Here is a 26,710-nt window from a genome sequence, read left to right as displayed (position 1 = left end):
GGTGCGGAGCATCATCGGAGCACTCTCTAGAATCAGCGACGATGCCCACTCCCGACGTCCGCGGTCCCTTCCAATGGACGCTGGTCGTCCCCGTCGCGGCGATGCTCCTGCTCCTCGCCACCTGGACGCGACACGAACACTGGCTCGTGCTCGTGCTGATCGCCGGCGGGCTGGTGAGCTCGGTGATCGCGGCCGTGCACCACGCCGAGGTCGTCGCCCACAAGGTGGGTGAGCCGTTCGGCTCGCTGATCCTCGCGGTGGCGGTCACGGTGATCGAGGTCGGGCTGATCGTGATGCTGATGAGCGGCGGCGGCAGCGGGGCCAGCACCTACGCCCGCGACACCGTGTTCGCCGCGCTGATGATCACCCTCAACGGCATCGTCGGGATCTCGCTGCTCGTCGGCGCGCTCAAGCACCACCTGGTCAGCTTCAACCCCTCCGGCACCGGATCGGCGCTGAGCACGGTGATCACGCTGGCCGCCCTGACGATGGTGCTGCCGTCGTTCACCACCTCGGGCCGGGGCCTGGAGTTCTCCGCCTCCCAGCTCGCCTTCGCCGCCACCGCCTCGCTCGTGCTGTACGCCGGCTTCGTGTTCACCCAGACCGTGCGGCACCGCGACTTCTTCATCCCGGTGAGCTCCGATGAGTACGGCCAGATGACCGGCCTGCTCGACGAGGACGGCGACTCCCACGCCGACCCGCCGACCGACCGCGAGGCCTGGTTGAGCGTCGGGCTGCTGCTCGCGTCCCTGGTCGCCGTCGTCGGCCTGGCCAAGATGCTCTCCCCCACCATCGAGGACGCGGTGCAGGCGCTGGGGTTCCCGTATGCAGTGGTCGGGGTGGTGATCGCGCTGCTGGTGCTGGCCCCGGAGTCGATCTCCGCGATCCGCAACGCGGCGCGTGACCGGGTGCAGATCAGCCTCAACCTGGGCTACGGCTCGGCGATGGCCTCGATCGGGCTGACCGTGCCGACGATCGCGATCGCCTCCATCTGGCTCGAGGGGCCGCTGGTGCTGGGCCTGGAGCCGGTGCAGATGGTCCTGCTCGCGATCACCGTCGTGGTCTCGGTGCTCACCGTCGCCCAGGGACGGGCCAAGGCCCAGCAGGGCGTGGTCCACCTCGCGCTGCTCGCGGCGTTCCTGTTCCTGTCGATCCAGCCCTGACCCCGGCCCTGACGCCGGCCCTGATCCCGGGCCGCAGCAGGCTCAGCGGCCGGCGAGCACCCGCACCGGGCGCGCCGGCATGACGTAGCGGCTCGGCGGAGGCGTCGAGGTGCGCAGGTGGATGTTCTGCAGCAGCCCCACCGCGAGCAGCCCGGCGAACATCGAGCTGCCGCCGTAGGAGACGAACGGCAGCGGCACGCCGGTGACCGGCATGATCCCCAGGCACATGCCGATGTTCTGGAAGGCCTGGAAGCCGAACCAGCACGCGATGCCGGCGGCCGCGACCCGGCCGAAGACGTCCTCGCTGCGGTAGGCGATGCTCAGCGCGCGCCACAGCACCACGCCCAGCAGGAGCACCACCAGGCCGGCGCCGAGGAGTCCGAGCTCCTCGCCCGCGACGGTGAAGATGAAGTCGGTGTGCTGCTCGGGCACGAACCCGGCGCGGGTCTGGGAGCCGTCGAAGAGCCCCTGGCCGAACAGCCCGCCGTTGCCGACCGCGATCCGGGCCTGCTCGACGTTGTAGCCGGCGCCGCGGGGGTCCAGGTCGGGGTTGGTGAACGCCATGAACCGGTCGACCTGGTAGTCCTTCAGCAAGCCGCCGAGCACCGCGAGGGTCGCCACCGTGACGCCGGCGCCGATCAGCAGGGCCAGCCAGCGACGGGGCGCGCCGGAGGTGGCGAGGATGCCGAAGACGGTCGCGGTCAGCACCAGCATCGTGCCGAGGTCGGGCTGGAGCATGATCAGCGCCGCCGGAAGCGCGGCGACCAGGAGCATCAGCCCGACGTCGACGCTGCCGACGTTGGCGTGCCAGCGCCCCGCCGCCCGCTCGGCCAGCACCAGCGCCATGCCGATGATCACCGCGAGCTTGGCGAACTCCGAGGGCTGGATCGACATGCCGCCGATCACCAGCCAGGACCGCGAGCCGTTGATCGTGGAGCCCATCACCAGCACCAGCACCAGGCCGATGACCGAGGCGAGGTAGACCAACGGCGCGAGCATCCGCACCCAGCGGTGCTCGACCGCCGTCACCAGCAGCATCAGCACCAGCCCGATCGCGACGTTGACCAGGTGCTTGCGCAGGTACGCCGTGGAGTCACCGCCGGTGAGCACGTCGCGCGAGGACGTCGCCGACCAGACCAGCAGGGTGCCGAGCCCGACCAGGGCGAGCACCGCCACCATCAGCACCCAGTCGATGCGTGGTGCCCGAAACCCGGAGCCGAAGCCGGAGCCCGGGAAGGACCCGGGCCGGTGCCCCGAGAGGTGTGGAGTGCTCACCGCTGGTCCTTCCTCGACGCGCGGGTCGCGGGCGGCAGGATCGAGCCGTCCTTGGTGAACGTGGGCAGGCTGCTGGGCGGCACGCTGCCCGGGATGGCCGCCTTCTCCGGCTTCACGACGCCGTCCCGCACGCCGTACAGCGCCTCATAGATGCGGCGCACGGAGTCGCCGTTGCGCCCCGAGCCGGTGCCGCCCTGGCTGACCATCATCACCACGACGTAGTCCTCGGTGTAGGTCGCCAGCCACGAGGTCGACTGCTTGCCGTAGACCTCGGCGGAACCGGTCTTGGCGCGGATCCGGACCTCCTCGAGCGGGAAGCCGGTCAGCTTCCAGCTCATCGTGCCGCGGGTGCTGACCCCGGTCAGGGCGTTGTCGATGTAGTCGAAGACGCGCTTCGGCAGGTCGACGGTGCCGTTCTTGCGCGGCGCGAACTCGCGGACCACCTCACCGGACGGGTCGACGATGGCCCGGCCGATGCGCGGCGCCCACAGGGTGCCGCCGTTGGCCAGCGCGGCGTACGCACGCGCGAGCTGGAGCGGGGTGACGATCGTGTCGCCCTGGCCGATGGAGAAGTTCACGGCGTCCCCGGCGCGGTAGGCGTAGCCCTCGATGCAGAACTCGCGGGCGAACTTGTAGACGAAGTCGGAGGTGTCGGCGTCCTGCGGCGCGTCGGCGATGCCGCAGTAGTAGTCCTTCATCGAGTCGTAGTAGGAGCGCTTCCACTCCCGGTCCGCGATCCGGCCGGATGCCTCGCCGGGCAGGTCGATGCCGGTGGCGGAGCCGAAGCCGAAGTGCTGGGCCTCCTCCACGAGCGGGTCCTTGGCGTCGACGTCGTCGACGTCGGAGCCGAAGCGCTGCCAGTAGTCGAAGCCGATGCGGTAGAAGAAGGTGTTGCAGGAGACCTCGAGCGCCTTGTCGAAGCCGACGTAGCCGTAGGCCCCGGACTCGTAGTTCTTGAAGTCGCGGTTGCCGACCCGGAAGGTCGAGGAGCAGTTCAGCCGGCTGTCGGTGGTGTAGCCGTTGGTGAGCGCGCCGGCGGTCATGAACGGCTTCCAGGTCGAGCCGGGCGCGAACTGGCCCTGGGTGGCGCGCCCGAGCAGCGGGGTGCCCGCGGCCTCGGAGTAGAGCCGGGCCAGCTGCTTCTTGGTGATGCCGCCGACCCAGACCTCGGGGTCGTACGTCGGCTGGCTGGCCATCGACACGATCCGTCCGGTCTTGGCCTCCATCACCACGACCGCGCCGGAGTCGGCCTCGTAGAGCCGTCCGGTGACCGGGTCGACCTCGGTGCGCGCCTTGGCGAGGGTCTCGGCGAGCTCGCGCTCGACCACGCCCTGGACCTTCGCATCGATCGTGGTGACCAGGGTGTTGCCCGGCTCGGCGTTGACCTCGCCGCTGTCCCCGAGCACGCGGCCCATCGAGTCCACCGCGACGCGGCGGTAGCCGGGCATGCCGCGCAGCCACTTGTCGTACTGCTTCTCCACCCCGGCCCGGCCGACCACGGAGGCACCGTTGAGGGACTCATCGCCGTCGGCGGTGGCGAGGTCGAACTCCTCCTCGGTGATCGGGCTGAGGTAGCCGAGCACGTGGGCCAGGTTGGTGCCGTGCGGGCGCGGGTAGCTGCGCACGCTCTGCTGCTCGGCGAGCACCGCCGGGAAGTCCTCCGGCTGCTCGAGCACGCGCAGCGCGATCTCCTGGGGGACCTCGGTGGCGACCGGCACCGGCTGGTACGGCGAGCCGTTCCAGCACACGCCGGGGATGCTGCCGCTCTCCCCGCAGGTGACGAGCTTCTTGCGCACCTGGGGCACCCGCAGGCCGCTGATCTCCGCGACCCGGCCCAGCAGGACGTCCTGCTGGCGCTCGGTGAGCTTGCCCAGGACGGTGCGGTCGATGGAGAGCACCCAGGTGGTGCGGTTGGTGACCAACGGGCGGCCCTGGGCATCGACGATCAGCCCGCGCGGGGGCTGCACGACGATCTCGCGCACCGACTGCGAGGCGGCCTGGGCGGTGTACTGCTCGCCGCTGACCACCTGGATGTAGTACAGCCGCGCCAGCAGGGTGGCGAAGAGGGAGAGCACGAGCACCTGGATCACGACCAGCCGCAGCCGGCTGCGCCGCGATCCCTCGGCGGAGGCCGCCATCAGCGCACCCCTCCGTCGTCCACCGGGCGCGTCATGCGGGCACCCGGTCCGGCTGGAGGCGGCGGAAGGCGCCCATCACCAGCGGCAGCACGAACGGGGTGAGCAGCACGTCCCACACCAGCGCGATCCCGATCACCTGCAACAGCTCCCCGACCCCGAGCACGGGGTCGCGCAGCACCAATCCGGTCAACGCGAAGACCGAGGTGCCGACGAAGGAGCAGGCCGCGACGGTGGCGACCACCGACACGGCGGTGGGGCGCACGTCCTGGCGCACCCGCCCCGCGACGTACCCGACGACGACCAGGGCGAGCGCCCAGCGGCCGGCGAGGTGGTCGGCGGGCGGGGCCAGGTCGAGCAGCAGCCCGGCCACGAAGCCGAGCACCATCGCGAACTCGGAGCCGCGCACGAGCGCGACGCCCACGACCAGCAGCAGGCACAGGTTGGGCACCACGCCGGACCAGGACAGGTGGGAGAAGAACGTCGTCTGCAGGACCAGGGCGAGCACCGCGCCGGTGAGCGCGACCGCGGCCCGGAGGAGGCTCATCGCAGTCCTCCCTCGGCCTCGATCAACGCCCGGTCGCTGTCGGCGCCCGAGGGCACCACGACACCGACCACGTCGAGGCTGGCGAAGTCGACGTAGGGGCGCACCACGGCACGCTGGGAGGAGTCGCGGACGTTGGAGTAGACCGCCGTGACCTCCCCGACCGGGATGCCCGAGACGTACGGCGCGCCGTTGCGGCTGCCCCACGTCACCACGGCGTCGCCGCGGCCCGGGACGAGCGCCTGGTCGAGCAGCTGGAGGTCGAGGCGGGCGTCGTCGCCGAGGGCGCCGCGGCCGTGCAGGAAGCCGATCTCCATGCTGGAGCCGATCCGGCCGCCGACGACCGACTCGGGGTCGATGGCCAGCAGCACGGTCGCGGTCGTCCGGGTCACCCGCAGCACCCGCCCGACGAGGCCGTCGTTGTTCATCACCGTCATGTCGGCGCTCAGCCCGGCCTCGGACCCGGCGTCGATCATCACCGTGGAGGAGAAGGACTGCGAGGGCCCGAGCGCGACCACCCGCGCGGGCACCAGCGTGTAGCCCAGGTCGGAGGCGGCCCGGGTCAGGCCGTCGTACTCGGCGAGACGGTTGCGGTCGTAGCCGGAGGTGCTGACCTCCCCGCGCAGGCGCGCGTTCTCGGCCTCGAGGGTGTCGATCTCGCCGCGCAGGTCGCCGTGGGTGCGGAACCAGCCGGGCAGGGAGACGAAGGGACGCAGCACCGCGGACGCGCCGACCTCGACCGGGCCGATCACCTCGCCGAGCGCGCGGCGCGCCGGCTCGATCACGGGGTCGGTCTGCTGGTCGAGCGTCATCAGCGAGACGCTGGCGAGCACGAGGGCTGCCGCCACCGAGCGGCGTGGACCGCGGGGGCGGCCGAGGTCACCGGAGCTGCGCCAGCGGCGCTCCCGGGACCGGAGCTGGTCGAGCCGGTCGAGCGCCATCAGAACCGCCTCGGCTCCGAGACCAGCACCTGCTGCAGCGCCTCGAACTCCTCGACGCACTTGCCGGCGCCGAGCGCGACCGAGCTGAGCGGGTCCTCCGCGACGTGCACCGGCATGCCGGTCTCGTGGCGCAGCCGCTCGTCGAGTCCGCGCAGCAGCGCGCCGCCACCGGTGAGCACGATGCCGCGGTCCATGATGTCGCCGGCGAGCTCGGGCGGGGTCTGGTCGAGGGTCGCGCGCACGGCGTCGACGATCGCGTGCAACGGCTCCTCGAGGGCCTGGCGGATCTCGGCGCTGGAGACGACGACGGTGCGCGGCAGACCGGAGATCATGTCGCGGCCGCGGATCTCGGCCTCGGGCTCGTCGGGCAGCGGGAAGGCCGAGCCGAGGGTCATCTTGACCTCCTCGGCGGTGCGCTCCCCGAGCATCAGGGAGTACTCCTTCTTCATCCACGCCACGATCGCGGCGTCGAGGTCGTCGCCGGCGGTGCGCACGCTGAGGCTGGTCACGATGCCGCCCAGGGAGATGACGGCGACCTCGGTGGTGCCGCCGCCGACGTCGACGACCATGTTGCCGGTGGCCTGGTGCACCGGGAGCCCGGCGCCGATGGCCGCGGCCATCGGCTCCTCGACGATGTAGACCTTGCGGGCGCCGGCCTGGTAGCCGGCCTCCTTGACCGCGCGCTGCTCGACGGCGGTGATGCCGCTCGGCACGCACACGACCATCCGGGGCTTGGCGAAGTAGCGCCGCTTGTGGACCTGCTGGATGAAGAAGCGCAGCATCTGCTCGGTCGCCTCGAAGTCGGCGATGACGCCGTCCTTGAGCGGGCGGATGGCCGCGATGTTGTCGGGGGTGCGACCGATCATGCGCTTCGCCTCGTGCCCGACCGCGAGGATCTCGCCGGTGCTGGCATTGAGCGCCACGACGCTGGGCTCATCGAGCAGGACGCCCTTGCCGCGGACGTAGACCAGGGTGTTGGCGGTGCCGAGGTCGACTGCCATGTCCCGGCCGAAGAAGCTGTTCGCCATGGGGTGCCGCCGCTTTCGGATGGTGCTGGTGGGGAAGAGCCTTCAGGCTACGAAGCCGCGACCCACCGGAACGGGAGGACACGCGCTCCGAGGCGGCACAAATGGCATCGGGCCGGTGCGCGCTGCGCACCGGCCCGACGTACGACGGGGGTCAGAGACCCGGGAACCAGATCCCGATCTCGCGCGCGGCCGACTCCGGGGAGTCCGAGCCGTGCACGAGGTTCTCGCGGTTGGACAGCGAGTAGTCGCCGCGGATCGTGCCGGGGGCGGCCTTGCGCCCGTCGGTGGCGCCGTTGAGCGCGCGGACGACCTCGATGGCGTCCTCGCCCTCGAGCACGAGGGAGACGAGCGGGCCGCTGGTCACGAACTCGCGCAGCGCCGGGTAGAAGTCGCGCTCGACGTGCTCGGCGTAGTGCTGGTCAGAGACGTCGGCGTCGATCTGGCGCATCTCCATCGCGACGATCGAGAGGCCCTTGTCCTCGTAGCGGGTCAGCACCTCGCCGACCAGGCCACGGCTGACGGTGTCGGGCTTGAGGAGGACCAGTGTGCGCTGCGTCATGGGCTCAGCCTATCCCCCTGCCCGCGATGCCCCGGCGCGTCACGCATGCGTGGGCGCGACCCGGGCCCGCACGTCGGCCGGCGCCTCCCCGCGGGCGTCGGCGTCCGGCACCGGCGCGTCCCAGACCCGGCGTACCGGGAGGTGCCCGCCCCAGGTGCCCGCGGCGATGTCCTCGGGGTCGTCGACGGGGCCGCCGGCGCGGGCCTTCATCGACGCCTCCACGAGGGGTACGGCGAGGACCAGTGTCGCGGCGAGCTCCTTGCGGGTGCTGGGGCGCAGGGTGGCGGCGCGGCCGGGGACGAGGTGGTCCACCATCGCGTCCAGGGCGCGGTCGCGCTCGTGGGCGTCGAGCACCTCCCGGGCGACGCCGATCACCACCGCGGAGCGGTAGTTCATCGAGTGGTGGAAGGCCGAGCGGGCGGTGACCACGCCGTCCACCTCGGTGACCGTGACGCAGACGGTCGCCCCGATCGCGGCGCGCAGCCAGCGGGCGGCGACCGAGCCGTGGAGGTAGAGGGTGCCGCCCTCGTCCGGGCCGTCGGGGTCCACGGCGTACGCCGTCGGGAGTACGACGGGGTGCGCGGCGGCGCCGTCGCCGACCACGACGCCCACGTGGGCGAGGAGGCCGTCGGCGAGGAAGGCGTGGAGTTCGGCGCGCTCGGAGACGGCGCGGTGCCGGCCGCGGACGACGGTCGTGCGTGCGGTGGGTGAGAGCGGGAGGGTCATGGGTCTATCGTCGGACCTCAGTGGCCTGTCGTCAGGGGCCAATCCGAGGCCAGAACGACAGGACACTCCATGCGCTCCCCCGCCCTCCCGGTCACGCTGGACCGCAGCGGCGCCCGACCTCTCGGCACCCAGCTCGCCGACCAGGTGCGCGCGCAGATCACGTCCGCGAGCCTGGCGGCCGGCACCCGCCTGCCGAGCAGCCGCGCACTCGCCTCCGACCTCGGCGTCGCGCGGTCGGTGACCGAGCAGGCCTACGCGCAGCTGGTCGCCGAGGGGTGGCTGGAGGGGCGCCACGGGTCCGGGACCTTCGTGTCCGCCGCGCCGCCGCTCGCCGCGGCGCCGACCACGCGTCGTACCGCTGCGCCCGCGCCGGGCCTGCTCCGGCTGAGCACCGGGACGCCGTGGATCGACCCCCGCCACGCCGCGCTGTGGCGCCGCGCCTGGCGCGAGGTCTCCACCGCGCGCCCGCCGGCCGGGTACGACGACCCGCGCGGTCTGCGGGAGCTGCGCGTCGCGCTGGCCGAGCGGCTGGCGCACGTGCGGGGCGTCGTCTGCGACCCCGACGAGGTGCTGCTGACCGCCGGCACCAGCGAGGGGCTGCGTCACACGCTGGGCGCTCTGCCGCCGGGGCCGGTCGCAGTGGAGGACCCCGGCTACCGCGCGGCCGCCGCGACCGTGGCCGCGACCGGGCGCGTGGTCCGCGACGTGCCCGCGCTGGAGGTGCCCGACCTCGCCGGTGCCGTCGCGGCGTACGTCACCCCCGCGCACCAGCACCCGCTCGGGCGCACGATGCCGGCCGCCCACCGGGTGGCGCTGCTGGCGAGCGCCCGCCGGGCCGGCGCGGTCGTGATCGAGGACGACTACGACTCCGAGCTGCGCTACGACGTGGCACCGGTGCCCGCGCTCGCCGGGCTCGACCGCGAGCGGGTCGTCTACCTCGGCACCGCCAGCAAGTCGGTCGCGCCGAGCATGCGGCTGGGCTGGCTGGTCGCGCCGGCGGCGATCCGCGAGCACGTCGAGCGCGAGCGCGCGGTCACCCACGACTCACCGCCGTGGCCGGTGCAGCGCGCGCTGCTCGCCCTGCTGCGCGACGGCTACGTCGACAAGGTGGTCCGCTCCGCGCGCCGGGTGTACGCCGACCGCGCGGCACGGGTGGTCGGCGCGCTCGCGCCGTACGGCGAGCTGACCGGGCCGGTCGCGGGGATGTACGCGACGTTCCTGATGCCGCGCGAGCAGGCGCTGGCCGCGCACGCCGCTGCCCGCTCGGCCGGCTACGACGTACCGCTGCTGGCCGACCAGTGCCGCACCCACGTCCGGCACGGCCTGGTCGTCGGGTTCGGCGGCTCCGTGGACGACCGGCAGCTCGACCACGCGCTCGCCGTCCTGGTCCGAGCACTGCGCGACTGAGCGCCATTGGCGCCGACTCGCGCAACCATTGGCGCCGACTCGGCGAGAGGTCAGCTGTCCCGGTCCGGGTGCGCGGCCTGCTGGGCGTCCCAGGCGGCCCAGGCGGCGGCGCGCTCGGTCTCGATGCGCTTGCCGAGGAAGTAGGCGGTGCCCCACAGCAGCGCGAAGATCGCGCCGAGCAGGAACATCATCGGGACCACGAAGCCCAGCGCGATCGCCACGACCTGGACGACCCAGCCCGCGGCGTAGGCCCACTCCCGGCGCAGCATGCCGGCGAGCAGCAGGCACACCACCGTCAGGCCGATGCCGACCGCCAGGGCCGTGGCCACGTCGACGTCGGAGACCGCCACCATCACCGGCGTGGTCAGGCCGAGGACCACCGCCTCCAGGCCCAGGATCGCCGCGCACATGCCGCGGCGCGGGGACCGGGTCCGCTCGGGGTTCACCGACGTCTCGTCGCTCACTTGGGTCCTCCCAGCAGGGTGCGGGCCTCGCCCACGGTGATGACCGACCCGGTGACCAGCACCGCTCCGGTGCCGACCGAGGAGCGCTGCCCCTCGCCGGACTCGGCCAGGCCGGCGGCGACGTCGAGGGCGTCGGCGAGCCGCGGCACCACCGAGACCCGGTCCTCGCCGAAGATCTCCCGCGCGATCTCGCCGAGCACCTCGGGATCGGTGGCGCGGTCGGTGGACGCACGCGTGCACACGACGTGGGCCAGGCGCGGCTCCAGGGCAGCGAGCAGGCCCTCGGCGTCCTTGTCCCCCATCACGCCGACCACGCCGATCAGCGGGTCGAAGGCGAAGGAGTCCTCCAGCGCGGCACCCAGTGCCTCCGCGCCGTGCGGGTTGTGGGCGGCGTCCAGGATGATCGTCGGCGAGCGGCGCACGACCTCGAGGCGGCCCGGGGAGGTCACCTCGGCGAACGCGCGGCGTACGACGTCGTCGGCCAGCGGCTCCTCGCCGCCAATGAAGGCCTCCACGGCGGCCAGCGCCACGGCGGCGTTCTGCGCCTGGTGGGCGCCGTGCAGCGGGAGGAACAGGTCCTCGTAGCGCCCGCGCAGGCCCTGCAGCGACACCAGCTGGCCACCCACGGCCGGGGCCCGGTGGACGACGCCGAACTCCATACCCTCACGGGCGACGCTCGCGCCGACCTCCTCGGCGCGCGCCAGCAGCACGACGGCGACGTCGGGCTGCTGCTCGGCGATCACGACCGTGGAGCCGGGCTTGATGATCCCGGCCTTCTCGACAGCGATCTCGGCGGGCGTGTCACCGAGGTAGCGGGCGTGGTCCAGCGCGATCGGCAGCACGACCGCGACCGCGGCGTCGGCGACGTTGGTGGCGTCCCACGACCCGCCCATCCCGACCTCGACGACCGCGGCCTCGACCGGGGCGTCGGAGAAGGCGGCGAAGGCCATCGCGACCACCACCTCGAAGAACGACAGCGGGTGCTCGCTGGCCGCGTCGACCAGGTGGGTGTACGGCGCGACGTCGTTGAAGGCGCGCACGAAGTCCTCGTCGGCCAGCGGCTCGCCGTCGATGCTGATCCGCTCGCTCATCTTCTCCACGTGCGGGCTGGTGAACCGGCCGGTGCGCAGGTCGAGCGCGCGCAGCAGCGCATCGATCATCCGGGAGGTGGAGGTCTTGCCGTTGGTGCCGGTCAGGTGGATGACCGGGTAGGTGTGCTGGGGGTCGCCGAGCAGGTCGACGAAGGCGCGGATCCGGTCGAGCGAGGGCTCGAGCCGGGTCTCGGGCCACCGGGACAGCAGGGCGTCCTCGACCTCGTCGAAGGTCTGGGCGAAACGTGGCCCGTCGGGGGCATCGGGGGTCTGGCTCATCGCGGCACGAGTCTAGGCTCCCCGACCGCGCTGCCCCGCGGCGCGGCCTCCGACCCGGCCGCTGCGCCGGTTCCGGCGCGGCCACGCGACAACAACGAGAACGCGTTCTAGGTTGTCGGCCATGCAGACCACCGTCGCGCTCGTCGAGTCTCCCGGCCAGGACTTCACCCTCACCGAGGTCGAGCTGGACGACCCCCGGCCCGAGGAGGTGCTGGTCCGCATCGTCGCCACCGGCCTGTGTCACACCGACATCACGATGCGCACCATGCTGCCGGCGGAGATGTTCCCCAACGTCTTCGGCCACGAGGGCACCGGTGTCGTGGAGCGGGTGGGCGCCGACGTCAGCGGCATCGCGGTCGGCGACCACGTGGTGCTCAGCCTGCGCTCGTGCCGCACCTGCCCGGCCTGCCGCGCCGGCCACGTCGGGCACTGCGAGCAGACGCTGGTGCTCAACTACCTGGGCTTCCGCCCGGACGGCTCGACCACCCACCACCGCGACGGGCAGCCCGTGCTCGGCTCGTTCTTCGGCCAGTCCTCCTTCGCCCGGCACGCGATCGCCCATCAGGACAACTGCGTGGTCGTGGACCCCGCGCTCGACCTCGCCCTGCTGGCGCCGTACGGCTGCGCCTTCCAGACCGGCGCCGGCACCGTGCTCAACGTGCTGCGCCCCACCCCCGAGGACAGCCTGGTCGTGCACGGCGCCGGCGCGGTCGGGCTGGCCGCGATCGCCGCCGCGGTCGCCGAGGGCGTCGGCACCGTGGTCGCCGTCGACCTCCTCCCCTCGCGCCTCGAGGCGGCCGCGGCGCTCGGCGCGACACCCCTCGACCCCGCGTCCCTCGACGGCACGCCGCTCGTGGACCGGCTGCGTGAGCTGACCGGCGGCGGCGCGCGGTACGCCATCGACACCACGGCCGCGCCCGCGGTGGTCCGCGAGGCGATGCAGGCCCTCGGCCCGCGCGGCACCCTCGTCGCGCTCGGCCTCGGCGCCGAGGAGTACGCCGTGGACGCCGTCGACCTGCTCCAGGGCGGCAAGACGCTCACCGCGTCGGTCGAGGGCGACTCCGACCCACTGGAGATGGTGCCGCGCCTGATCGCGATGCGCGAGGCCGGACGCTTCGACCTCGACCACCTGGTCACGACCTACCCGTTCGCCGACATCAACCGCGCGGTCGCCGACCTGCACGCCGGCCGGGTGGTCAAGGCGGTCCTGGCCTGGTGAGGCGCCGCCCTCCGCGCACGCATTTATACGATATACAACTCCTCGACGAGAGGAGTCCGGCATGCGCCTGGGCGTGGTGATGGGGACGGGGCACGGCACGGCGGGGACCACCGGCCGCATGGTCGAGGAGCTGGTCGAGCGGATGCGCGGCCACGGGCCGGTCGAGGTGGGCGCCGTGGCCACCGACGACCTCGCGCTCGGCCCGAGCTGCCCGGCGTGCCTGGCCTGCATGACCGAGGGCGAGCAGGCCTGCCCCTCCTACGACCGCGCGGCGCCCGCGCGGGCGGTGATGGACGACGCCGACCTGGTGCTCTTCGCGACCCCGGTGCACTCCTTCCACGTCTCGGCGACGATGAAGCGCTTCGTCGACCACTTCGCCTACCTCATCCACCGCCCGGCGTACGTCGGCAAGCCGGCCGCCCTGCTGTCCACCGCCGCGGGCGCGGGCCACGACGCCGCCCTGGGCTACCTGCAGACCGCGGTGCGCCGCTGGGGCTTCCACACCGTCGGCCAGCTCGGCGTCAACGGCCCCGGACTGGCCAAGGCGCCCTACCGGGCGAAGGTGGACGCCGCGCTCGAGGACCTGGCCGGCACGTTGCGCGAGGCGGCGACCAACCCGGTCGAGCCGAAGCCGAGCACCGCCGACCTGATCGGCTTCCGGGTCGCCCGGCTGCTGGTCGAGGGCGGGCGCGAGGAGGGCCCGGTCGACGCGGCGTACTGGCACGAGCGCGGCTGGTTCGAGGCCGACTGGTTCAGCGACGCACCGGTGCCCCGGCTGCCCAACCGGGTCGCGGCGATGGTGGAGAAGAAGATCCGCAAGGGGATCGCGGAGGGGTCGGCCAAGCCCTACCGCGGCTGACGTTCGATGCGCAGGTTCTCCATGTCGACGACCGGGCGGAACCCGAGCGCGGCGTAGATCCTGTTCGACGTCGGGTTGGCCTGGTCGGTGAACAGGCACACCTCGTGGCCCTGTGCGCGCAGCATCCGCGCGACCTCGGCGACCGCGTTGCTCGCCCAGCCCCGGCCGCGCTGCTCGGCCGGCGTGTACACCGGACCGACCCGGGCGACGCCGAACGCCGGCGGGTTGGCGGCGCTCAGGTGCACCACCCGACCCTGCTCGTCCTCCCACAGCCACACCCGGCCCTGCGCGATCCGCTGGCGCATCGCGTCCACGTCGATCAGCTCCGGCGGGGTCGGCTGCGGCTCGCGCCCGGCCTGGCGTGCCGCGTCGCCCTCGAAGGCCGCGAACCATTCCAGCGCCAGCGCGAGGTCGCGCTGGTCGGCCACGCGCAGCCGGCCCGGCACCGGCGCGGGCTCGAGGAGGTCGCCGAGCAGGTGCAGCCGCACGTGCTCCTCGACCCGCACCACCCCGCCGTTCAGCCGGGCGAGCTCCTCGGCCAGGTCACGGGCCGCGGGGGCGGCGCCGTTGACGGCCGTGACCTCCTCGCCACGGGCGTGCAGCGCCCGGGCGAGCGCGCGCGCCGCCTCGGGCGGCATCGGCAGCACGTAGAGCCAGTACGGCGGGACCGGCAGGGTCCGCATCGCCACCCCGATGACCGGCGCCCCCTCTCCCGGGGACGCCCGGACCGCCGCCCACCACACCGGTCCGGAGGAGACGACGCCGCCGTGCTCGACCGCGCGCCGGGTCACCGTGGCCATCACCGTCGTGAGCACCGGATCGGCGCCGAGGACGTGCTCCGCGACGGCCAGGAACGCCGCGGGGTCCTCGAAGAGCTCGACGACCGGCGCCCCCGGGTCGCCGACGGACGTGACCGGCGGTTCCTCGCTCATGGACCCAGACCTTGACCGCCGGCGACCCCCGCGGCAACCGGTTTTCGCAGGTGAGGTCGCTCGCTCTAGGATTTCGTCCATGACCGAGACCCCGCACGACCAGGCCCCTGACACGACCAGCGCTCCTCGCGCGGTCGTCGTACCGGAGAAGCCTGCGCTGGAGGGCCTCGAGGGCCGGTGGTCGCAGCGGTGGAAGGAGCAGGACACCTACGCCTTCGACCGCACCCAGCCCCGCAGCAACGTCTACTCCATCGACACCCCGCCGCCCACGGTCAGCGGCAGCCTGCACGTGGGCCACGTCTTCTCCTACACCCACACCGACCTGATCGCGCGCTACCAGCGTATGCAGGGCAAGACCGTCTTCTACCCGATGGGCTGGGACGACAACGGCCTGCCCACCGAGCGCCGGGTGCAGAACTACTTCGGCGTGCGGTGCGACCCCTCGCTGCCCTACGACCCCGACTTCACCCCGCCGGCCAAGCCGGACCCCAAGCGCCAGGTGCCGATCAGCCGGCCCAACTTCGTCGAGCTCTGCGAGCGCCTCGTCGTCGAGGACGAGCAGGTCTTCGAGTCGCTGTGGCGCACCCTCGGCCTGTCGGTGGACTGGAAGCAGCACTACACGACGATCGGCCCGAAGGCGCAGACCGCCAGCCAGCGCGCGTTCCTGCGCAACTTCGCCCGCGGCGAGGCCTACCTCCAGGAGGCGCCGACCCTCTGGGACGTCACCTTCCAGACCGCCGTCGCCCAGGCCGAGCTCGAGGCCCGTGAGTACGCCGGCGCCTACCACCGCGTCGCGTTCCACCGCCCCGACGGCGAGCCGATCCACATCGAGACCACCCGCCCCGAGCTGATCCCGGCCGTGGTCGCGCTGATCGCGCACCCCGACGACGAGCGGTACGCCGCCCTGTTCGGCACCACCGTCACCAGCCCGGTGTTCGGCGTGGAGATCCCCGTGCTGGCCCACCCGGCCGCCGAGATGGACAAGGGCGCCGGCATCGCGATGTGCTGCACCTTCGGCGACCTCACCGACGTGCAGTGGTGGCGCGAGCTGCAGCTGCCGGTCCGCACCGTGATGGGCCGCGACGGTCGCCTGCTGCGCGAGACCCCGGAGTGGCTCGCCCACGAGCCGGCCGCCGCGGCGTACGCCGACCTGGCCGGCAAGACCGCCTTCAGCGCCCGCGAGGCGATGGTGGCCAAGCTGCGCGAGTCCGGCGACCTGGACGGCGAGCCGAAGCCGACGCAGCGGATGACGAACTTCTACGAGAAGGGCGACAAGCCGCTCGAGATCGTCGCCACCCGCCAGTGGTACATCCGCAACGGTGGCCGCGACACCGCGCTGCGCACCGAGCTGGTCGACCGCGGCAACGACATCACCTGGGTCCCCGGCTACATGAAGCACCGCTACGACAACTGGGTCGGCGGCCTCAACGGCGACTGGCTGATCTCGCGCCAGCGGTTCTTCGGCATCCCGTTCCCGGTCTGGTACCCCCTCGACGCCGAGGGCGAGCCCGACTACGCCCACCCGCTGCTGCCCACCGAGGCCGAGCTGCCGGTGGACCCCTCGACCGACGCCCCGCGCGGCTACGACCCCGAGCAGCGCGGCAAGCCCGGCGGCTTCATCGGCGACCCCGACGTCATGGACACCTGGGCGACCTCCTCGCTCACCCCGCAGATCGCCGGCGGCTGGGGGTCCGACGACGACCTGTTCCAGCGGGTCTTCCCGATGGACCTGGCCACCCAGGCCCACGACATCATCCGCACCTGGCTGTTCTCCCGCGTGGTGCGCGCGCACTTCGAGCACGGCGTCACCCCGTGGAGCCACGCGCTGATCTCCGGCTTCGTCGTCGACCCCGACCGCAAGAAGATGTCGAAGTCCAAGGGCAACGTGGTGGTCCCGACCGAGATCCTCGACAAGTTCGGCGCCGACGCGGTGCGCTGGCGCGCGGCGATGTCGCGCCCCGGCCTGGACTCGCCGTTCGACGAGAGCCAGATGAAGGTCGGACGCCGGCTGGCGATGAAGGTCCTCAACGCCTCGAAGTTCGTCATCGGCGGCGTGGGCGCCACCTCGCTGAACGCCTTCGAGGTCTCCGAGCCGCTCGACTGCGCACTCCTGGGCCGCCTCGCGCTGGTGATCCGCAAGGCCACCGAGGCCTTCGACGCCTACGACTACACCACCGCCCTCGAGGCCGTGGAGAAGTTCTTCTGGGAGTTCTGCGACGACTACCTGGAGCTGGTCAAGGAGCGGGCGTACGCCGAGGACGGCGGCGCGGCCACCGCGTCGGCCAAGGCCACCTTGGCGATCGCCCTCGAGGTCCAGCTCCGGCTGCTCGCGCCGTTCCTGCCCTACGTGACCGAGGAGGTCTGGTCGTGGTGGCGCGAGGGCTCCGTGCACCTCGCCTCCTGGCCGACCGAGCTCGACCTGGGTGCCGCGGCCGCCGCCGACCCGGCCACCGTCGACGCGGTCGCCTCGGTGCTCGCCGGCATCCGCGGCGCCAAGTCCCAGGCCAAGGTCTCGATGCGCGCGCAGCTCTCGCGCGTTGAGGTCACCGGACCGGCCGAGCTCGTCCGGGCCGCGGCGCTGGCGACCGAGGACCTGCGCAAGACCGGCAAGATCACCGGCGAGCTGGTGTTCACCGAGTCGGCCGAGGCGAGCGAGCTGGACGTCACCGCCGAGCTCGCGCCCGTGGAGGAGCAGGGCTGACCCCGCCCCCGCACCGCAGCCGCTGAGGGCCGCGGTCGGCACGGACGCCTGGGCGTCCTAGTGCCGGCCGCGGCCCTTGCTGTGTCCGCTGCCGCGACGGCGCGCGTGCAGCCCGGACAGGCTCAGGCGGACTTCTTCTTCTTCTCCGCCGCGCGCGGCACCAGGGTGGGCGCCTCCGCGCCGGAGACGACCTCGCCGGTCACGACGACCTTCGCGACGTCGCCGCGCGAGGGCACGTCGTACATCACCTGGAGGAGGACCTCCTCGATGATCGCGCGCAGCCCGCGCGCGCCGGTGCCGCGCTCCATGGCCTTGTCGGCGATGGAGGCGATCGCGTCGTCGGTGAACTCCAGCTCGACGCCGTCGAGCTCGAAGAGCTTCTGGTACTGCTTCACCAGCGCGTTGCGGGGCTCGGTGAGGATCTGCACCAGCGCTGCCTGGTCGAGCTTGGTGACGCTCGCGATCAGCGGCAGGCGCCCGATGAACTCGGGGATCAGGCCGAACTTGGTGAGGTCCTCGGGACGCACCAGCGCCAGCAGGTCGTCGGAGTCGCGCTGGGCCTCGCCGCGGACCTCCGCGGTGAAGCCGAGGGTCTTCTTGCCGACCCGCTGCTCGATGATGTTCTCGAGCCCGGCGAACGCGCCGCCCACGATGAACAAGATGTTCGTCGTGTCGATCTGGATGAACTCCTGGTGCGGGTGCTTGCGCCCGCCCTGCGGCGGCACCGAGGCCGTGGTGCCCTCGATGATCTTCAGCAGCGCCTGCTGCACGCCCTCACCGGAGACGTCGCGCGTGATCGAGGGGTTCTCCGCCTTGCGGGCGACCTTGTCGATCTCGTCGATGTAGATGATCCCGGTCTCGGCCTTCTTGACGTCGTAGTCGGCGGCCTGGATCAGCTTGAGCAGGATGTTCTCGACGTCCTCGCCGACGTAGCCCGCCTCGGTCAGCGCCGTGGCGTCCGCGATGGCGAACGGGACGTTGAGCATGCGCGCCAGCGTCTGGGCGAGGTAGGTCTTGCCGCAGCCGGTCGGTCCCACCACGAGGATGTTGGACTTCGCGACCTCGACGGCCTCTTCCTTGCTGTGCTTGCCCGAGGCGGGCTGGAGACCGGCCTGGACGCGCTTGTAGTGGTTGTAGACGGCCACGGCGAGCGACTTCTTCGCCTGCTCCTGGCCGATCACGTAGGAGTTGAGGAACTCGAAGATCTCGTGGGGCTTGGGCAGCTCCTCGAGGCTGACCTCGGCGCCCTCGCTCAGCTCCTCCTCGATGATCTCGTTGCACAGATCGATGCACTCGTCGCAGATGTAGACCCCGGGGCCCGCGATCAGCTTCTTGACCTGCTTCTGGCTCTTCCCGCAGAAGGAACACTTCAACAGGTCGCCACCGTCACCGATACGTGCCACGGACGGTCATCCTCCTCAACGCGAGCGAAACTTCGACGACGGTACCCCGTGCCGGGCCCCGCGAGGGACCCGGACACGGCGTACCGACCTGGTGGGTGATCAGGGAGCGGTGAGGACCGGGCTGGTCTTGAGCGACTCGAGCACCGAGTCGATCAGCCCGTACTCGACGGCCGCGTCAGCGGTGAGGATCTTGTCGCGCTCGATGTCGCGGCTGACCTCCTCGATCGGCCGGCCGCTGTGCTTGGCGAGCATCGACTCCAGCAGCTCGCGCATGCGCAGGATCTCGTTGGCCTGGATCTCGATGTCGGAGGTCTGGCCGAACGTGCCCTCGGTGTAGGGCTGGTGGATGAGGATCCGGCTGTTCGGCAGCGCCAGGCGCTTGCCGGGGGCGCCGGCGGCCAGCAGCACCGCGGCCGCGGAGGCGGCCTGGCCGATGCACACCGTCTGCACGTCGGGCTTGATGAACCCGATCGTGTCGTAGATGGCGGTCAGCGCGGTGAAGGAGCCACCGGGGCTGTTGATGTAGATGCTGATGTCCTGGTCGGGGTTCATCGACTGCAGGCACAGCAGCTGGGCGATGACGGCGTTGGCGACGTCGTCGGAGATCGGCGTGCCGAGGTAGATGATGCGGTCCTCGAACAGCTTGGCGTAGGGGTCGATGCGACGCACGCCGTAGGACGTGCGCTCCTCCCACTGCGGGATGTAGTAGTTCATCGACGGGCTCAGCTCGGGGCTGTGTGCGCCCTGGGGCATCTGGGACATCTCGTCAGTCCTTCGTGTGGGCCGGGCGGCCGTCGTCGGCGGCTTCGCGGGCGCTCTTGACGACCTTGTCGACCAGGCCGTACTCGAGCGCCTCCTGGGCGGTGAACCAGCGGTCGCGGTCGGCATCGGCCTCGACCTGCTCGACGCTCTGGCCGGTGTGCTCGGAGATCAGCTGGAGCAGCACCTTCTTGATGTGCAGCGACTGCTGGGCCTGGATCTTGATGTCGGAGGCGGAGCCGCCCATGCCCGAGGAGGGCTGGTGCATCATGATCCGGGCGTGCGGCAGCGCGTAGCGCTTGCCCTTGGTGCCGGCGCAGAGCAGGAACTGCCCCATCGACGCGGCCAGGCCCATGCCGACGGTCGCGACGTCGTTGGGGATGTAGTTCATCGTGTCGTAGATCGCCATGCCGGCGTCGACGGAGCCGCCGGGGCTGTTGATGTGCAAGAAGATGTCGGCCTCGGGATCCTCCGCCGACAGCAGCAGCAGCTGGGCGCAGATCGCGTTGGCGTTCTGGTCGCGGACCTCGGAACCGAGGAACACGATGCGCTCGCGGAGCAGACGCTGGTAGATGTGGTCGTCGAGGACGTTGATGCCGCCGCCACCGCCCATCTGGTGGTCGTACGAGGGGCTCGAGTTCTGGGTCACGCTGCGACCCTAGCCCGTGGACCGGACAGTTCCACGGTCTATCCCCCACTGTTCGCCGACAGCGGATTTCGTCCCCGCCCGCGCCGGGCGCACCAACGCGAAGCGCCCTCCCGGCGAACCGGGAGGGCGCTGTCGTGTCGCTGGGAGGATCAGGCGTCGGCGGGCTTCTCCGCGTCGTCCTTCGCCTCGTCGGCCGAGTCGTCGGCAGGCTGCTCGACGGCCGCCTCGTCGCTCTCGTCGGCGGGCTCGCCGATGGAGCCGTCGGGGCGCAGGTTCTTCAGGTCCACCACGTTGCCGGAGGCGTCCTTGACCACGGCCGCCTCGACCAGGGTCGCCAGCGCCTTGCCGCGCAGGATCTCCTGCACGAGGTCGGGGATGTGGTTGTGCTCGACCATGTGGTTGACGAACTCCTGCGGGTCCTGGCCGGACTGCTGGGCGCGTCGGATCATGTGCTGGGTGAGCTCGTTCTGGTCGATACCGAGCTCCTCCTTCTTCGCGATCTCGTCCAGGATGAACTGGGCGGCGACCGCGTCGCGGACCCGGCGGTCGAGCTCGGCCTCGAACTCGTCGATGGTCTGGCCCTCGTCCTCGAGGTACTTCTCCATCGTGATGCCGGCGTAGGCGAGCTGCTGCTCGATGTTCTGGCGGCGCGCGTTGAGCTCGTCGGTCACGATGCTCTCGGGCAGCGGGATCTCGACCTTCTCCAGCAGCGCCTCGAGGACGGCGTCGCGGGCGGCGGCGGCCTGCTCGAGGCGCTTGCCGCGGCCCAGGCGCTCGCGCACGTCGACGCTGAGCTCCTCGACGGTGTCGAACTCCGAGGCGAGCTGGGCGAACTCGTCGTCGTACTCGGGGAGCTCCTGCTCCTGGACCTGAGTCACCTTGACGGCCACCTCGACCGACTGGCCGACCAGGTCGCCACCGACGAGCTCGGAGGTGAAGACCTTCTCCTCGCCGGCCGACAGGCCGACCAGGGCCTCGTCGAGGCCGTCGATCATGCCGCCGCGACCGACCTGGTAGGACATGCCGCTGACCTCGGCGCCGTCGACGGTCTCGCCGTCCTTGGTCGCCACGAGGTCGAGCACCACGAAGTCGCCGTCGGCGGCGGGGCGCTCGACGTCACGCAGGGTCGCGAAGCGCTCACGCAGCGCCTTGACCTGCTCCTCGACGTCCTCGTCGGAGACCTCGACGTCGTCGACCTCGGCCTCGAGGCCGTCGTAGGCGGGCAGCTCGATCTCGGGCTTGACGTCGACCTCGGCGGTGAACTCGAGGGTCTCGTTGTCCTCGAAGCGGGTCACCTCGATCTCCGGCTGCGCGAGCGGCTGGAGAGAGTTGGCCTCGAGCGCCTCGACGTACTTCTTCGGGAGCACCTCGTTGACGGCCTCGTCGAGCACCGCAGCACGGCCCACCTGACGGTCGATGACCATCGGGGGCACCTTCCCGCGGCGGAAGCCGGGGACGTTGATCTGCTGGGCGATCCGCTTGTACGCCGCGTCGAGGCTCGGCTTGAGCTCCTCGAAGGGCACCTCGACGGTCAGCTTGGCCCTGGTCGGGCTCAAGGTCTCGACGGCGCTCTTCACAGGCTGTCTCCTGTCAATCTGATTCATGGCGACCCGCAAGGATCGCCGTGGGTGATGGTGTGGTCTGTGCGTCGGGGCGACAGGACTCGAACCTGCGATCTCCTGCTCCCAAAGCAGGCGCGCTAGCCACTACGCTACGCCCCGCACAAGCCGTCTTCCGGGGCCGTGTGGACGGTCCGGATGACGCCTCGGAGCGGATGACGGGAATCGAACCCGCGTAGCCAGTTTGGAAGACTGGGGCTCTACCATTGAGCTACATCCGCGCTGGTCGTGACGCGCGCGAGCGCACCGAGACCGGATGTCATGGTGCCACACCGGGGCCGCTGAGCCCCAAACGGGCCCGACGCCGGTGCGAGGAGCGCCTCGCCAGGCTCAGACGCGGTTGAGCACCAGCACCGCACGGTCGTCGCCGCGCGAGCCGAGAGCGTCGACCAGCCGGTCGGCGGCACCGGTGAAGTCGCCGCGCAGCAGCCCTTCCGCCTCGCCGAGCAGCCGGTCGATGCCGAGCTCGATGTCGCGGTGCGGCTCCTCGACCATGCCGTCGGTGTAGAGGAGCACCGCGTCGCCGTGGTCGAGCACGCCGCGCACGCCGACGAACTCGGCGTCGGCGATCAGCCCGAGGACCGGACCCGAGCTCTCCAGGATCCGCCAGCGCCCCGAGCCCGCCGCGCGGTGCAGGGCCGGGGGGTGCCCGGCACTGCGGATCTCGAACTCACCCGAGCGCAGGTCCACGGAGAGGTGGATGGCGGTCGCGAACCCCTCCCCCCAGCCCTGCCGCAGAAGGTAGTCGTTGGCGCAGGGCAGGAACTGCTCGGGCGGCAGCGCGCCGAGCAGGCCGCCGAACGCGCCGGACAGCATCAGCGCGCGGGTGCCTGCCTCCTCGCCCTTGCCGGAGACGTCGACGACCGCCATCTCGACCCGGTGCGGCTCCGGCATCGTGGCCACCATGAAGTCGCCGGCGAACGGCGTACCGCCGGCGGAGCGCAGCGCGGACTCCACGCGCCAGCCCGGCGGCAGGGGGGTGACGCCGCCCTGGTTGATGATCCGGTCGCGCAGGTCGACCAGCATCGCCTCGCCCATCGCGCCGGCGACTCCGAGCCGGGAGCGGCGAAATGACGACAGCAGCACGATGAGGGCCATCAGGAACTGCACGCCGACCGAGGCGGCCGTGCGCGCGGTGATCGCCGGCTCCATGGTGAGTGCGAGCAGCAGCATCACGAGCACCCAGATGACGAACCAGTGCAGCTGGCGCGGGCCCAGCACCAGGCTGCCGACCAGCAGCGGCACCATCAACAGGTTCGTCGGCACGTTGCCCGGCGAGACCGCGACCGCGCACGGCAGCAGGGCGGTCACCAGGGCGAGCGCGCCGACCAGCCGGTACTCGCGCAGCACGCCGCGGTGCCACGAGGTCTGCACGCGCTTGACCAGCGACGGCCGTGGGCGGCCGGCAGCGGGCAACGACGCGTCCATCGGGCGGGTGTCCTTCGTGGGGGTGGAGGTCACTGTACGGCTCGCGAGCGGAAGCGGGGCTGGCATCGCGGGCACCAGAACAGGTTGCGTCCCTGGAGCACCTCGGTGCGCACCGACGCACCGCACACCAGGCACGGCTGGCCCTGGCGCCGGTAGACATAGACCTCGCCGCCGTGGTCGTCGCGGCGCGGCGGACGTCCCATGGCCTCCGGCGTGTGCTCGGGGCGCACGGTGTCGATACGCCCCGTGCGCACCCCCTCGGCCATCAGCTCGACCAGGTCCTCCCAGATCGCGCGGAACTGGGCCTGGCGCAGGGTGTTGCCCGGTCGCAGCGGGTCGATGCGGTGACGGAACAACACCTCGGCGCGGTAGACGTTGCCGACACCTGCCAGCACCGACTGGTCCATCAGCAGGCCCCCGATCGGGGCGCGGCTGCGGCGGATCCGCTCCCAGGCACGGCCCGGGTCGGCGTCGGCGCGCAGCGGGTCCGGCCCGGACCGCGCCACGATCGCGTCGCGCTGCTCGGCGGTGAGCAGCTCGCACGCGGTCGCGCCGCGCAGGTCGGCGTACGCCGTGGCGTCGGCCCGCACCAGCCGCAACCGGACCTGCCCCACCGGGTCAGGGACCTCCGCGACGGCCGGGTCGAGCCCGTCGTGCACGTCGAACTTGCCGTAGAGGCCGAGGTGCACGTGCACGAACCGCTCCCCGGCGAAGTCGATGAACAGGTGCTTGCCCCAGGCCTCGGCGTCCTCCAGGACGCTGCCGTCAAGCAGCGCGGCGGACTCCGCGAAGCGCCCCTGCGGGCTGCCGACCCGCACGACGCTGCCGGCGAAGACCCGGCGCAGCTGGCCGGCGAGACGGTGCAGGGTGTGTCCCTCGGGCAATCGGACTCCTTCGACGGGGCAACCACGAACGGATGCCTCGCCAACACTAGAATCCGCCGCATGGTCGAACCGGTGCGGGATCTCTTCGTCCACGTGGGACTGCCCAAGACCGGCACGACCTACCTGCAGGAGACGCTCTTCGGGTCCACCGAGGCGCTCGCGCGCCACGGCGTCGACATGGTCCCGCGCAGCCGCCGTGACAACTACTGGCTGATGCTCGCGCTGCGCGGGCACGTCGACCCCGACAACGACCCGCCCGCGATCGCACGAGCCGTCGACGACTTCGCCCGCGAACTGGCGGGCTCGACGCTGCCGCGGGCGATCGTGACCGACGAGCGGCTCGCGCCGCTGAGCGTCGAGCAGGTCCAGCGCCTCGCCGACGCCGCGGGCCCCTCGCGGCTGCACCTGGTGGTCACGCTGCGCTCGTTCTCACGGATCGTGCCCTCGGCGTGGCAGCAGCGGGTCAAGGCCGGCATCACCGAGGACCTCGACGCCTTCATCGACTCCCTGCGCGCGCGTCAGGGCGCGCCGGCGCGGGTCTTCTGGGCCGGGCGCGACCTGCCCGAGCTGCTCGAGCGCTGGTCGGCCCACGTGCCGCCCGAGCGGGTCCACGTCGTACCCATGCCGGCGAGCCGGACCTCCACGCCGACCCTGCTGGAGCGCTTCTGCGAGGTCGTGGGTGTCCCGGCCGACGAGCTGACCGAGCCCGCGGACCCGGTGAACGCCTCGATCGGGCGCACCCAGACCGACTTGCTGCGCCTTGTCAACGAGGTCGCTCCCCCGGAGCTGCGCACCCGCCGCGGCCACGGGCGGCGCAACGGGTGGCACGTGCGGCTCGCGTGGCTGGGCGTGAAGCACCTCGGCTCCCAGGACGGCGACGCGCTGAAGATGCCGGCGCAGTGGCGCCAGTGGTGCGAGGAGGTGGCCGCGGGCGACATCGAGTTCCTGCGCGGCAGCGGCGTGCAGGTGCACGGTGACCTGGAGGACCTGCGCCCGCGCGACGGCGACTTCACCGACGCCGCGGCACCGAGCGACGAGCAGCTGCTCCAGGTGGCCGCGCGGGCGCTGTCCGACATCGTCGCCGAGCGCGCCGCCGAGACGGCCGCCCAGCCGCAGCCGCAGCCCACGCCGCCGCGAACCCAGCAGCCGGCGGCCTCGGGCCAGGGGCTCCAGGGGCTACGCCGGCTGCTGCGTCGCTGAGGGTCGTCGGGGCGTTCGTGCCCCGCGGGATCAGGCCTGCGGGTTGATCGCGGACTCCGGCAGCGGCGGGAGCTCGCGGGTCTGCTCGTAGGAGCTCAGCTGGCCGATGCGGCGCACGTGGCGCTCGTCGCCGGTGAACGGCGTCGCGAGGAACGCGCCGACGAAGGAGGTCATCTCCTCCAGGGTGTGCATGCGGCCGCCGACCGACACCACGTTGGCGTCGTTGTGCTCGCGGGCGAGCACCGCGGTCTCCTGCGACCACACCAGCGCGGCGCGGATGCCGAGGACCTTGTTGGCCGCCATCTGCTCGCCGTTGCCCGAGCCGCCGATCACGACGCCGAGGCTGTCGAGGCCCTCGGCCCGCTCCGCGGCGACCGCCTCGGCGGCGCGCAGGCAGAAGACGGGGTAGTCGTCGAGGGCGTCGTAGACGAAGGGGCCGTGGTCGACAGGCTCGAAGCCGTTGTCGACCAGCCAGTTCATCAGGTGGTCCTTGAGGTCGAGGCCGGCATGGTCGGAGCCGAGGTGCACGCGCATGGTGCCGATTCTTCCAGTCACCCGTGCAGGCGCAGGAACCCGGCCACCTGCACGGTCAACGGCTCTGCGGCGGGGAACACATCGGTGTGGCGCCAGAACCCGTGCACCTGGCCCAGGTAGCGCGTCGCGACCACCTCCACGCCCTCGGCCGCGAGTCGGCGGGCGAGCTCCTCGCCCTCGTCGCGCACGGGGTCGTGCTCCGCGGTCACCACCAGGGTCGGCGGCAGCGTGCCGAGCCGGTCCGAGCGCAGCGGGGCGAGGTCGGGGTCCTCGAGGTCGCCCGGGCCGGCGGCGTACTGCTGCCAGTACCAGGCCGCCTCCGCCGGGTCGAACCCGTCGGCGGCGCTGCGGTAGGACTCCCCCGCCTGGGTCGGGTCGAGGAAGGGGTAGACCAGCGCCAGCGCGGCGAGGCGGCCGGGGTTGCGCAGGGCGGCGACCAGGGCGAGGTTGGCGCCCGCACTGTCGCCGTGGGCGTACGTCGCGCCGCCCGCGGCGAGCCCCGCTCCGCCGTCCTCGCGCGCGAGCCAGGCCAGCACCGTGTCCACGTCGTCGGGCGCGGCCGGGAAGCGGTGCTCGGGAGGCCGGCGGTAGTCGACGCTCAGCACCCGCAGGCCGCTGCGGTTGGCCAACCGCCGGGCGGCGGCGTCGTGGACCTCGACGTCGTGGAAGACGAAGCCGCCGCCGTGCAGGTGGAGCACCAGCCCGGCGTCGGCGCCCTCGGGGACGTACAGGCGGCAGGGCACGCCGTCGGCGTGGAGGTCGCGCACCTCGGCGATGTCCTCGCGTGGCTCGGCGAGCGCGGCCCCACGGGCGGCGGCCCGAGCCGCCTCGATGTCGTAGCCGGGGGTGGTGACGGGCAGGTCTCCCGCCGCGGCCGCGACCGCGCGCACCGACTCGGGGAACAGCATCGC

The 26,710-nt window shown here is 72.3% G+C and carries 24 protein-coding genes and 2 tRNA genes; 6 read left to right on the top strand and 20 right to left on the bottom strand.

What is annotated here, in order from left to right:
• Window positions 1–41 precede the first annotated feature (41 nt).
• Window positions 42–1,163: a calcium:proton antiporter gene (locus GFH29_RS06175; RefSeq protein ID WP_153322523.1), complete on the top strand. Its 1,122-nt coding sequence runs from the start codon at window positions 42–44 to the stop codon at window positions 1,161–1,163.
• Between the two features lie 42 nt (window positions 1,164–1,205).
• Here GFH29_RS06175 and rodA read toward each other — a convergent pair whose 3' ends face one another.
• The 7 genes from rodA to GFH29_RS06140 form a co-directional block, all read right to left on the bottom strand.
• A complete protein-coding gene (gene rodA / locus GFH29_RS06170; protein ID WP_228387794.1) occupies window positions 1,206–2,438 on the bottom strand; it encodes a rod shape-determining protein RodA in 1,233 nt (410 codons plus the stop codon).
• The gene (gene mrdA / locus GFH29_RS06165) at window positions 2,435–4,576 is read right to left on the bottom strand and encodes a penicillin-binding protein 2 (protein WP_153322522.1); all 2,142 of its coding nucleotides are present in this window, start codon (window positions 4,574–4,576) and stop codon (window positions 2,435–2,437) included. The genes rodA and mrdA overlap by 4 nt, the downstream gene beginning before the upstream one ends.
• Before the next feature lie 31 nt (window positions 4,577–4,607).
• Window positions 4,608–5,120, bottom strand: a complete 513-nt coding sequence (mreD, locus tag GFH29_RS06160) for a rod shape-determining protein MreD (RefSeq protein WP_153322521.1) — start codon at window positions 5,118–5,120, stop codon at window positions 4,608–4,610.
• A complete protein-coding gene (mreC, locus tag GFH29_RS06155) occupies window positions 5,117–6,058 on the bottom strand; it encodes a rod shape-determining protein MreC (protein WP_153322520.1) in 942 nt (313 codons plus the stop codon). The genes mreD and mreC overlap by 4 nt, the downstream gene beginning before the upstream one ends.
• Complete coding sequence (locus GFH29_RS06150) at window positions 6,058–7,086, bottom strand: rod shape-determining protein (RefSeq protein ID WP_153322519.1); 1,029 nt, start codon at window positions 7,084–7,086, stop codon at window positions 6,058–6,060. Before GFH29_RS06150 ends, mreC begins: the two co-directional genes overlap by 1 nt.
• Window positions 7,087–7,237: 151 nt before the next feature.
• Complete coding sequence (gene ndk, locus GFH29_RS06145; protein WP_153322518.1) at window positions 7,238–7,645, bottom strand: nucleoside-diphosphate kinase; 408 nt, start codon at window positions 7,643–7,645, stop codon at window positions 7,238–7,240.
• Between the two features lie 39 nt (window positions 7,646–7,684).
• On the bottom strand, window positions 7,685–8,371 hold the full coding sequence (locus GFH29_RS06140; RefSeq protein ID WP_153322517.1) for a pyridoxamine 5'-phosphate oxidase family protein: 687 nt from the start codon (window positions 8,369–8,371) through the stop codon (window positions 7,685–7,687).
• A gap of 69 nt (window positions 8,372–8,440) precedes the next feature.
• Between GFH29_RS06140 and GFH29_RS06135 the strand changes: the two genes are divergently transcribed.
• Window positions 8,441–9,778 (top strand): PLP-dependent aminotransferase family protein, encoded by a 1,338-nt coding sequence (locus GFH29_RS06135; RefSeq protein WP_153322516.1) that lies wholly within the window; start codon window positions 8,441–8,443, stop codon window positions 9,776–9,778.
• Between the two features lie 50 nt (window positions 9,779–9,828).
• Here the strand turns inward: GFH29_RS06135 and GFH29_RS06130 are convergent, their stop codons facing one another.
• Window positions 9,829–10,242: a DUF4233 domain-containing protein gene (locus GFH29_RS06130; protein ID WP_228387793.1), complete on the bottom strand. Its 414-nt coding sequence runs from the start codon at window positions 10,240–10,242 to the stop codon at window positions 9,829–9,831.
• Window positions 10,239–11,612: a bifunctional tetrahydrofolate synthase/dihydrofolate synthase gene (folC, locus tag GFH29_RS06125; RefSeq protein WP_153322515.1), complete on the bottom strand. Its 1,374-nt coding sequence runs from the start codon at window positions 11,610–11,612 to the stop codon at window positions 10,239–10,241. Before folC ends, GFH29_RS06130 begins: the two co-directional genes overlap by 4 nt.
• A 121-nt stretch (window positions 11,613–11,733) precedes the next feature.
• Between folC and GFH29_RS06120 the strand changes: the two genes are divergently transcribed.
• Together GFH29_RS06120 and GFH29_RS06115 are read left to right on the top strand one after the other, a co-directional pair.
• Window positions 11,734–12,831 carry an NAD(P)-dependent alcohol dehydrogenase gene (locus GFH29_RS06120; protein ID WP_153322514.1) on the top strand — a complete coding sequence of 366 codons (1,098 nt, stop codon included), beginning with the start codon at window positions 11,734–11,736 and terminating at the stop codon, window positions 12,829–12,831.
• A 61-nt stretch (window positions 12,832–12,892) separates the two neighbouring features.
• Window positions 12,893–13,690: a flavodoxin family protein gene (locus GFH29_RS06115; protein ID WP_153322513.1), complete on the top strand. Its 798-nt coding sequence runs from the start codon at window positions 12,893–12,895 to the stop codon at window positions 13,688–13,690.
• Here the strand turns inward: GFH29_RS06115 and GFH29_RS06110 are convergent.
• Window positions 13,678–14,622, bottom strand: a complete 945-nt coding sequence (locus GFH29_RS06110; protein WP_153322512.1) for a GNAT family N-acetyltransferase — start codon at window positions 14,620–14,622, stop codon at window positions 13,678–13,680. The genes GFH29_RS06115 and GFH29_RS06110 overlap by 13 nt on opposite strands.
• Before the next feature lie 70 nt (window positions 14,623–14,692).
• On the opposite strand from GFH29_RS06110, the gene valS reads away from it, so the two are divergent.
• On the top strand, window positions 14,693–17,323 hold the full coding sequence (valS, locus tag GFH29_RS06105; RefSeq protein WP_416224778.1) for a valine--tRNA ligase: 2,631 nt from the start codon (window positions 14,693–14,695) through the stop codon (window positions 17,321–17,323).
• A 122-nt stretch (window positions 17,324–17,445) separates the two neighbouring features.
• Here valS and clpX read toward each other — a convergent pair whose 3' ends face one another.
• The 8 genes from clpX to GFH29_RS06065 all read right to left on the bottom strand — a co-directional run bounded on the left by clpX (window position 17,446) and on the right by GFH29_RS06065 (window position 24,065).
• On the bottom strand, window positions 17,446–18,726 hold the full coding sequence (gene clpX / locus GFH29_RS06100; RefSeq protein WP_153322510.1) for an ATP-dependent Clp protease ATP-binding subunit ClpX: 1,281 nt from the start codon (window positions 18,724–18,726) through the stop codon (window positions 17,446–17,448).
• 99 nt (window positions 18,727–18,825) lie between these two features.
• On the bottom strand, window positions 18,826–19,488 hold the full coding sequence (locus GFH29_RS06095; RefSeq protein ID WP_323368682.1) for an ATP-dependent Clp protease proteolytic subunit: 663 nt from the start codon (window positions 19,486–19,488) through the stop codon (window positions 18,826–18,828).
• A 4-nt stretch (window positions 19,489–19,492) separates the two neighbouring features.
• Window positions 19,493–20,098 (bottom strand): ATP-dependent Clp protease proteolytic subunit, encoded by a 606-nt coding sequence (locus tag GFH29_RS06090; protein WP_153325659.1) that lies wholly within the window; start codon window positions 20,096–20,098, stop codon window positions 19,493–19,495.
• 185 nt (window positions 20,099–20,283) lie between these two features.
• A complete protein-coding gene (gene tig, locus GFH29_RS06085; RefSeq protein ID WP_153322509.1) occupies window positions 20,284–21,711 on the bottom strand; it encodes a trigger factor in 1,428 nt (475 codons plus the stop codon).
• Between the two features lie 71 nt (window positions 21,712–21,782).
• A tRNA-Pro gene (locus tag GFH29_RS06080) sits at window positions 21,783–21,855 on the bottom strand.
• Window positions 21,856–21,903: 48 nt separating this feature from the next.
• A tRNA-Gly gene (locus GFH29_RS06075) sits at window positions 21,904–21,974 on the bottom strand.
• Between the two features lie 109 nt (window positions 21,975–22,083).
• Window positions 22,084–23,214, bottom strand: a complete 1,131-nt coding sequence (locus GFH29_RS06070) for a PP2C family protein-serine/threonine phosphatase (protein WP_228387792.1) — start codon at window positions 23,212–23,214, stop codon at window positions 22,084–22,086.
• Window positions 23,211–24,065 carry an Fpg/Nei family DNA glycosylase gene (locus GFH29_RS06065; protein WP_153322508.1) on the bottom strand — a complete coding sequence of 285 codons (855 nt, stop codon included), beginning with the start codon at window positions 24,063–24,065 and terminating at the stop codon, window positions 23,211–23,213. The genes GFH29_RS06070 and GFH29_RS06065 overlap by 4 nt, the downstream gene beginning before the upstream one ends.
• A gap of 60 nt (window positions 24,066–24,125) precedes the next feature.
• Here GFH29_RS06065 and GFH29_RS06060 point away from each other — a divergent pair, with 60 nt between their 5' ends.
• The gene (locus tag GFH29_RS06060) at window positions 24,126–25,265 is read left to right on the top strand and encodes a hypothetical protein (RefSeq protein WP_153322507.1); all 1,140 of its coding nucleotides are present in this window, start codon (window positions 24,126–24,128) and stop codon (window positions 25,263–25,265) included.
• 30 nt (window positions 25,266–25,295) lie between these two features.
• On the opposite strand, the gene GFH29_RS06055 is transcribed toward GFH29_RS06060, so the two are convergent.
• Together GFH29_RS06055 and GFH29_RS06050 are read right to left on the bottom strand one after the other, a co-directional pair.
• Complete coding sequence (locus GFH29_RS06055; protein WP_153322506.1) at window positions 25,296–25,799, bottom strand: ribose-5-phosphate isomerase; 504 nt, start codon at window positions 25,797–25,799, stop codon at window positions 25,296–25,298.
• A 17-nt stretch (window positions 25,800–25,816) separates the two neighbouring features.
• On the bottom strand, window positions 25,817–26,707 hold the full coding sequence (locus GFH29_RS06050) for an alpha/beta hydrolase (protein WP_153322505.1): 891 nt from the start codon (window positions 26,705–26,707) through the stop codon (window positions 25,817–25,819).
• Between the last annotated feature and the right edge of the window lie 3 nt (window positions 26,708–26,710).

Source organism: Nocardioides sp. dk884 (genome assembly GCF_009557055.1).
Taxonomy (GTDB): domain Bacteria; phylum Actinomycetota; class Actinomycetes; order Propionibacteriales; family Nocardioidaceae; genus Nocardioides.
This window is presented reverse-complemented; position numbering and strand designations above follow the sequence as displayed.

What these genes read in the sequence shown, in the direction of transcription:
- GFH29_RS06175 (WP_153322523.1), top strand. Translation starts at nt 42, where the DNA reads ATGCCCACTCCCGACGTCCGCGGTCCCTTCCAATGGACGCTGGTCGTC.
- mrdA (WP_153322522.1), bottom strand. Translation starts at nt 4,576, where the DNA reads ATGGCGGCCTCCGCCGAGGGATCGCGGCGCAGCCGGCTGCGGCTGGTC.
- mreD (WP_153322521.1), bottom strand. Translation starts at nt 5,120, where the DNA reads ATGAGCCTCCTCCGGGCCGCGGTCGCGCTCACCGGCGCGGTGCTCGCC.
- mreC (WP_153322520.1), bottom strand. Translation starts at nt 6,058, where the DNA reads ATGGCGCTCGACCGGCTCGACCAGCTCCGGTCCCGGGAGCGCCGCTGG.
- GFH29_RS06150 (WP_153322519.1), bottom strand. Translation starts at nt 7,086, where the DNA reads ATGGCGAACAGCTTCTTCGGCCGGGACATGGCAGTCGACCTCGGCACC.
- ndk (WP_153322518.1), bottom strand. Translation starts at nt 7,645, where the DNA reads ATGACGCAGCGCACACTGGTCCTCCTCAAGCCCGACACCGTCAGCCGT.
- GFH29_RS06140 (WP_153322517.1), bottom strand. Translation starts at nt 8,371, where the DNA reads ATGACCCTCCCGCTCTCACCCACCGCACGCACGACCGTCGTCCGCGGC.
- GFH29_RS06135 (WP_153322516.1), top strand. Translation starts at nt 8,441, where the DNA reads ATGCGCTCCCCCGCCCTCCCGGTCACGCTGGACCGCAGCGGCGCCCGA.
- folC (WP_153322515.1), bottom strand. Translation starts at nt 11,612, where the DNA reads ATGAGCCAGACCCCCGATGCCCCCGACGGGCCACGTTTCGCCCAGACC.
- GFH29_RS06120 (WP_153322514.1), top strand. Translation starts at nt 11,734, where the DNA reads ATGCAGACCACCGTCGCGCTCGTCGAGTCTCCCGGCCAGGACTTCACC.
- GFH29_RS06115 (WP_153322513.1), top strand. Translation starts at nt 12,893, where the DNA reads ATGCGCCTGGGCGTGGTGATGGGGACGGGGCACGGCACGGCGGGGACC.
- GFH29_RS06110 (WP_153322512.1), bottom strand. Translation starts at nt 14,622, where the DNA reads ATGAGCGAGGAACCGCCGGTCACGTCCGTCGGCGACCCGGGGGCGCCG.
- GFH29_RS06095 (WP_323368682.1), bottom strand. Translation starts at nt 19,488, where the DNA reads ATGTCCCAGATGCCCCAGGGCGCACACAGCCCCGAGCTGAGCCCGTCG.
- GFH29_RS06090 (WP_153325659.1), bottom strand. Translation starts at nt 20,098, where the DNA reads ATGGGCGGTGGCGGCGGCATCAACGTCCTCGACGACCACATCTACCAG.
- GFH29_RS06060 (WP_153322507.1), top strand. Translation starts at nt 24,126, where the DNA reads ATGGTCGAACCGGTGCGGGATCTCTTCGTCCACGTGGGACTGCCCAAG.
- GFH29_RS06055 (WP_153322506.1), bottom strand. Translation starts at nt 25,799, where the DNA reads ATGCGCGTGCACCTCGGCTCCGACCATGCCGGCCTCGACCTCAAGGAC.
- GFH29_RS06050 (WP_153322505.1), bottom strand. Translation starts at nt 26,707, where the DNA reads ATGCTGTTCCCCGAGTCGGTGCGCGCGGTCGCGGCCGCGGCGGGAGAC.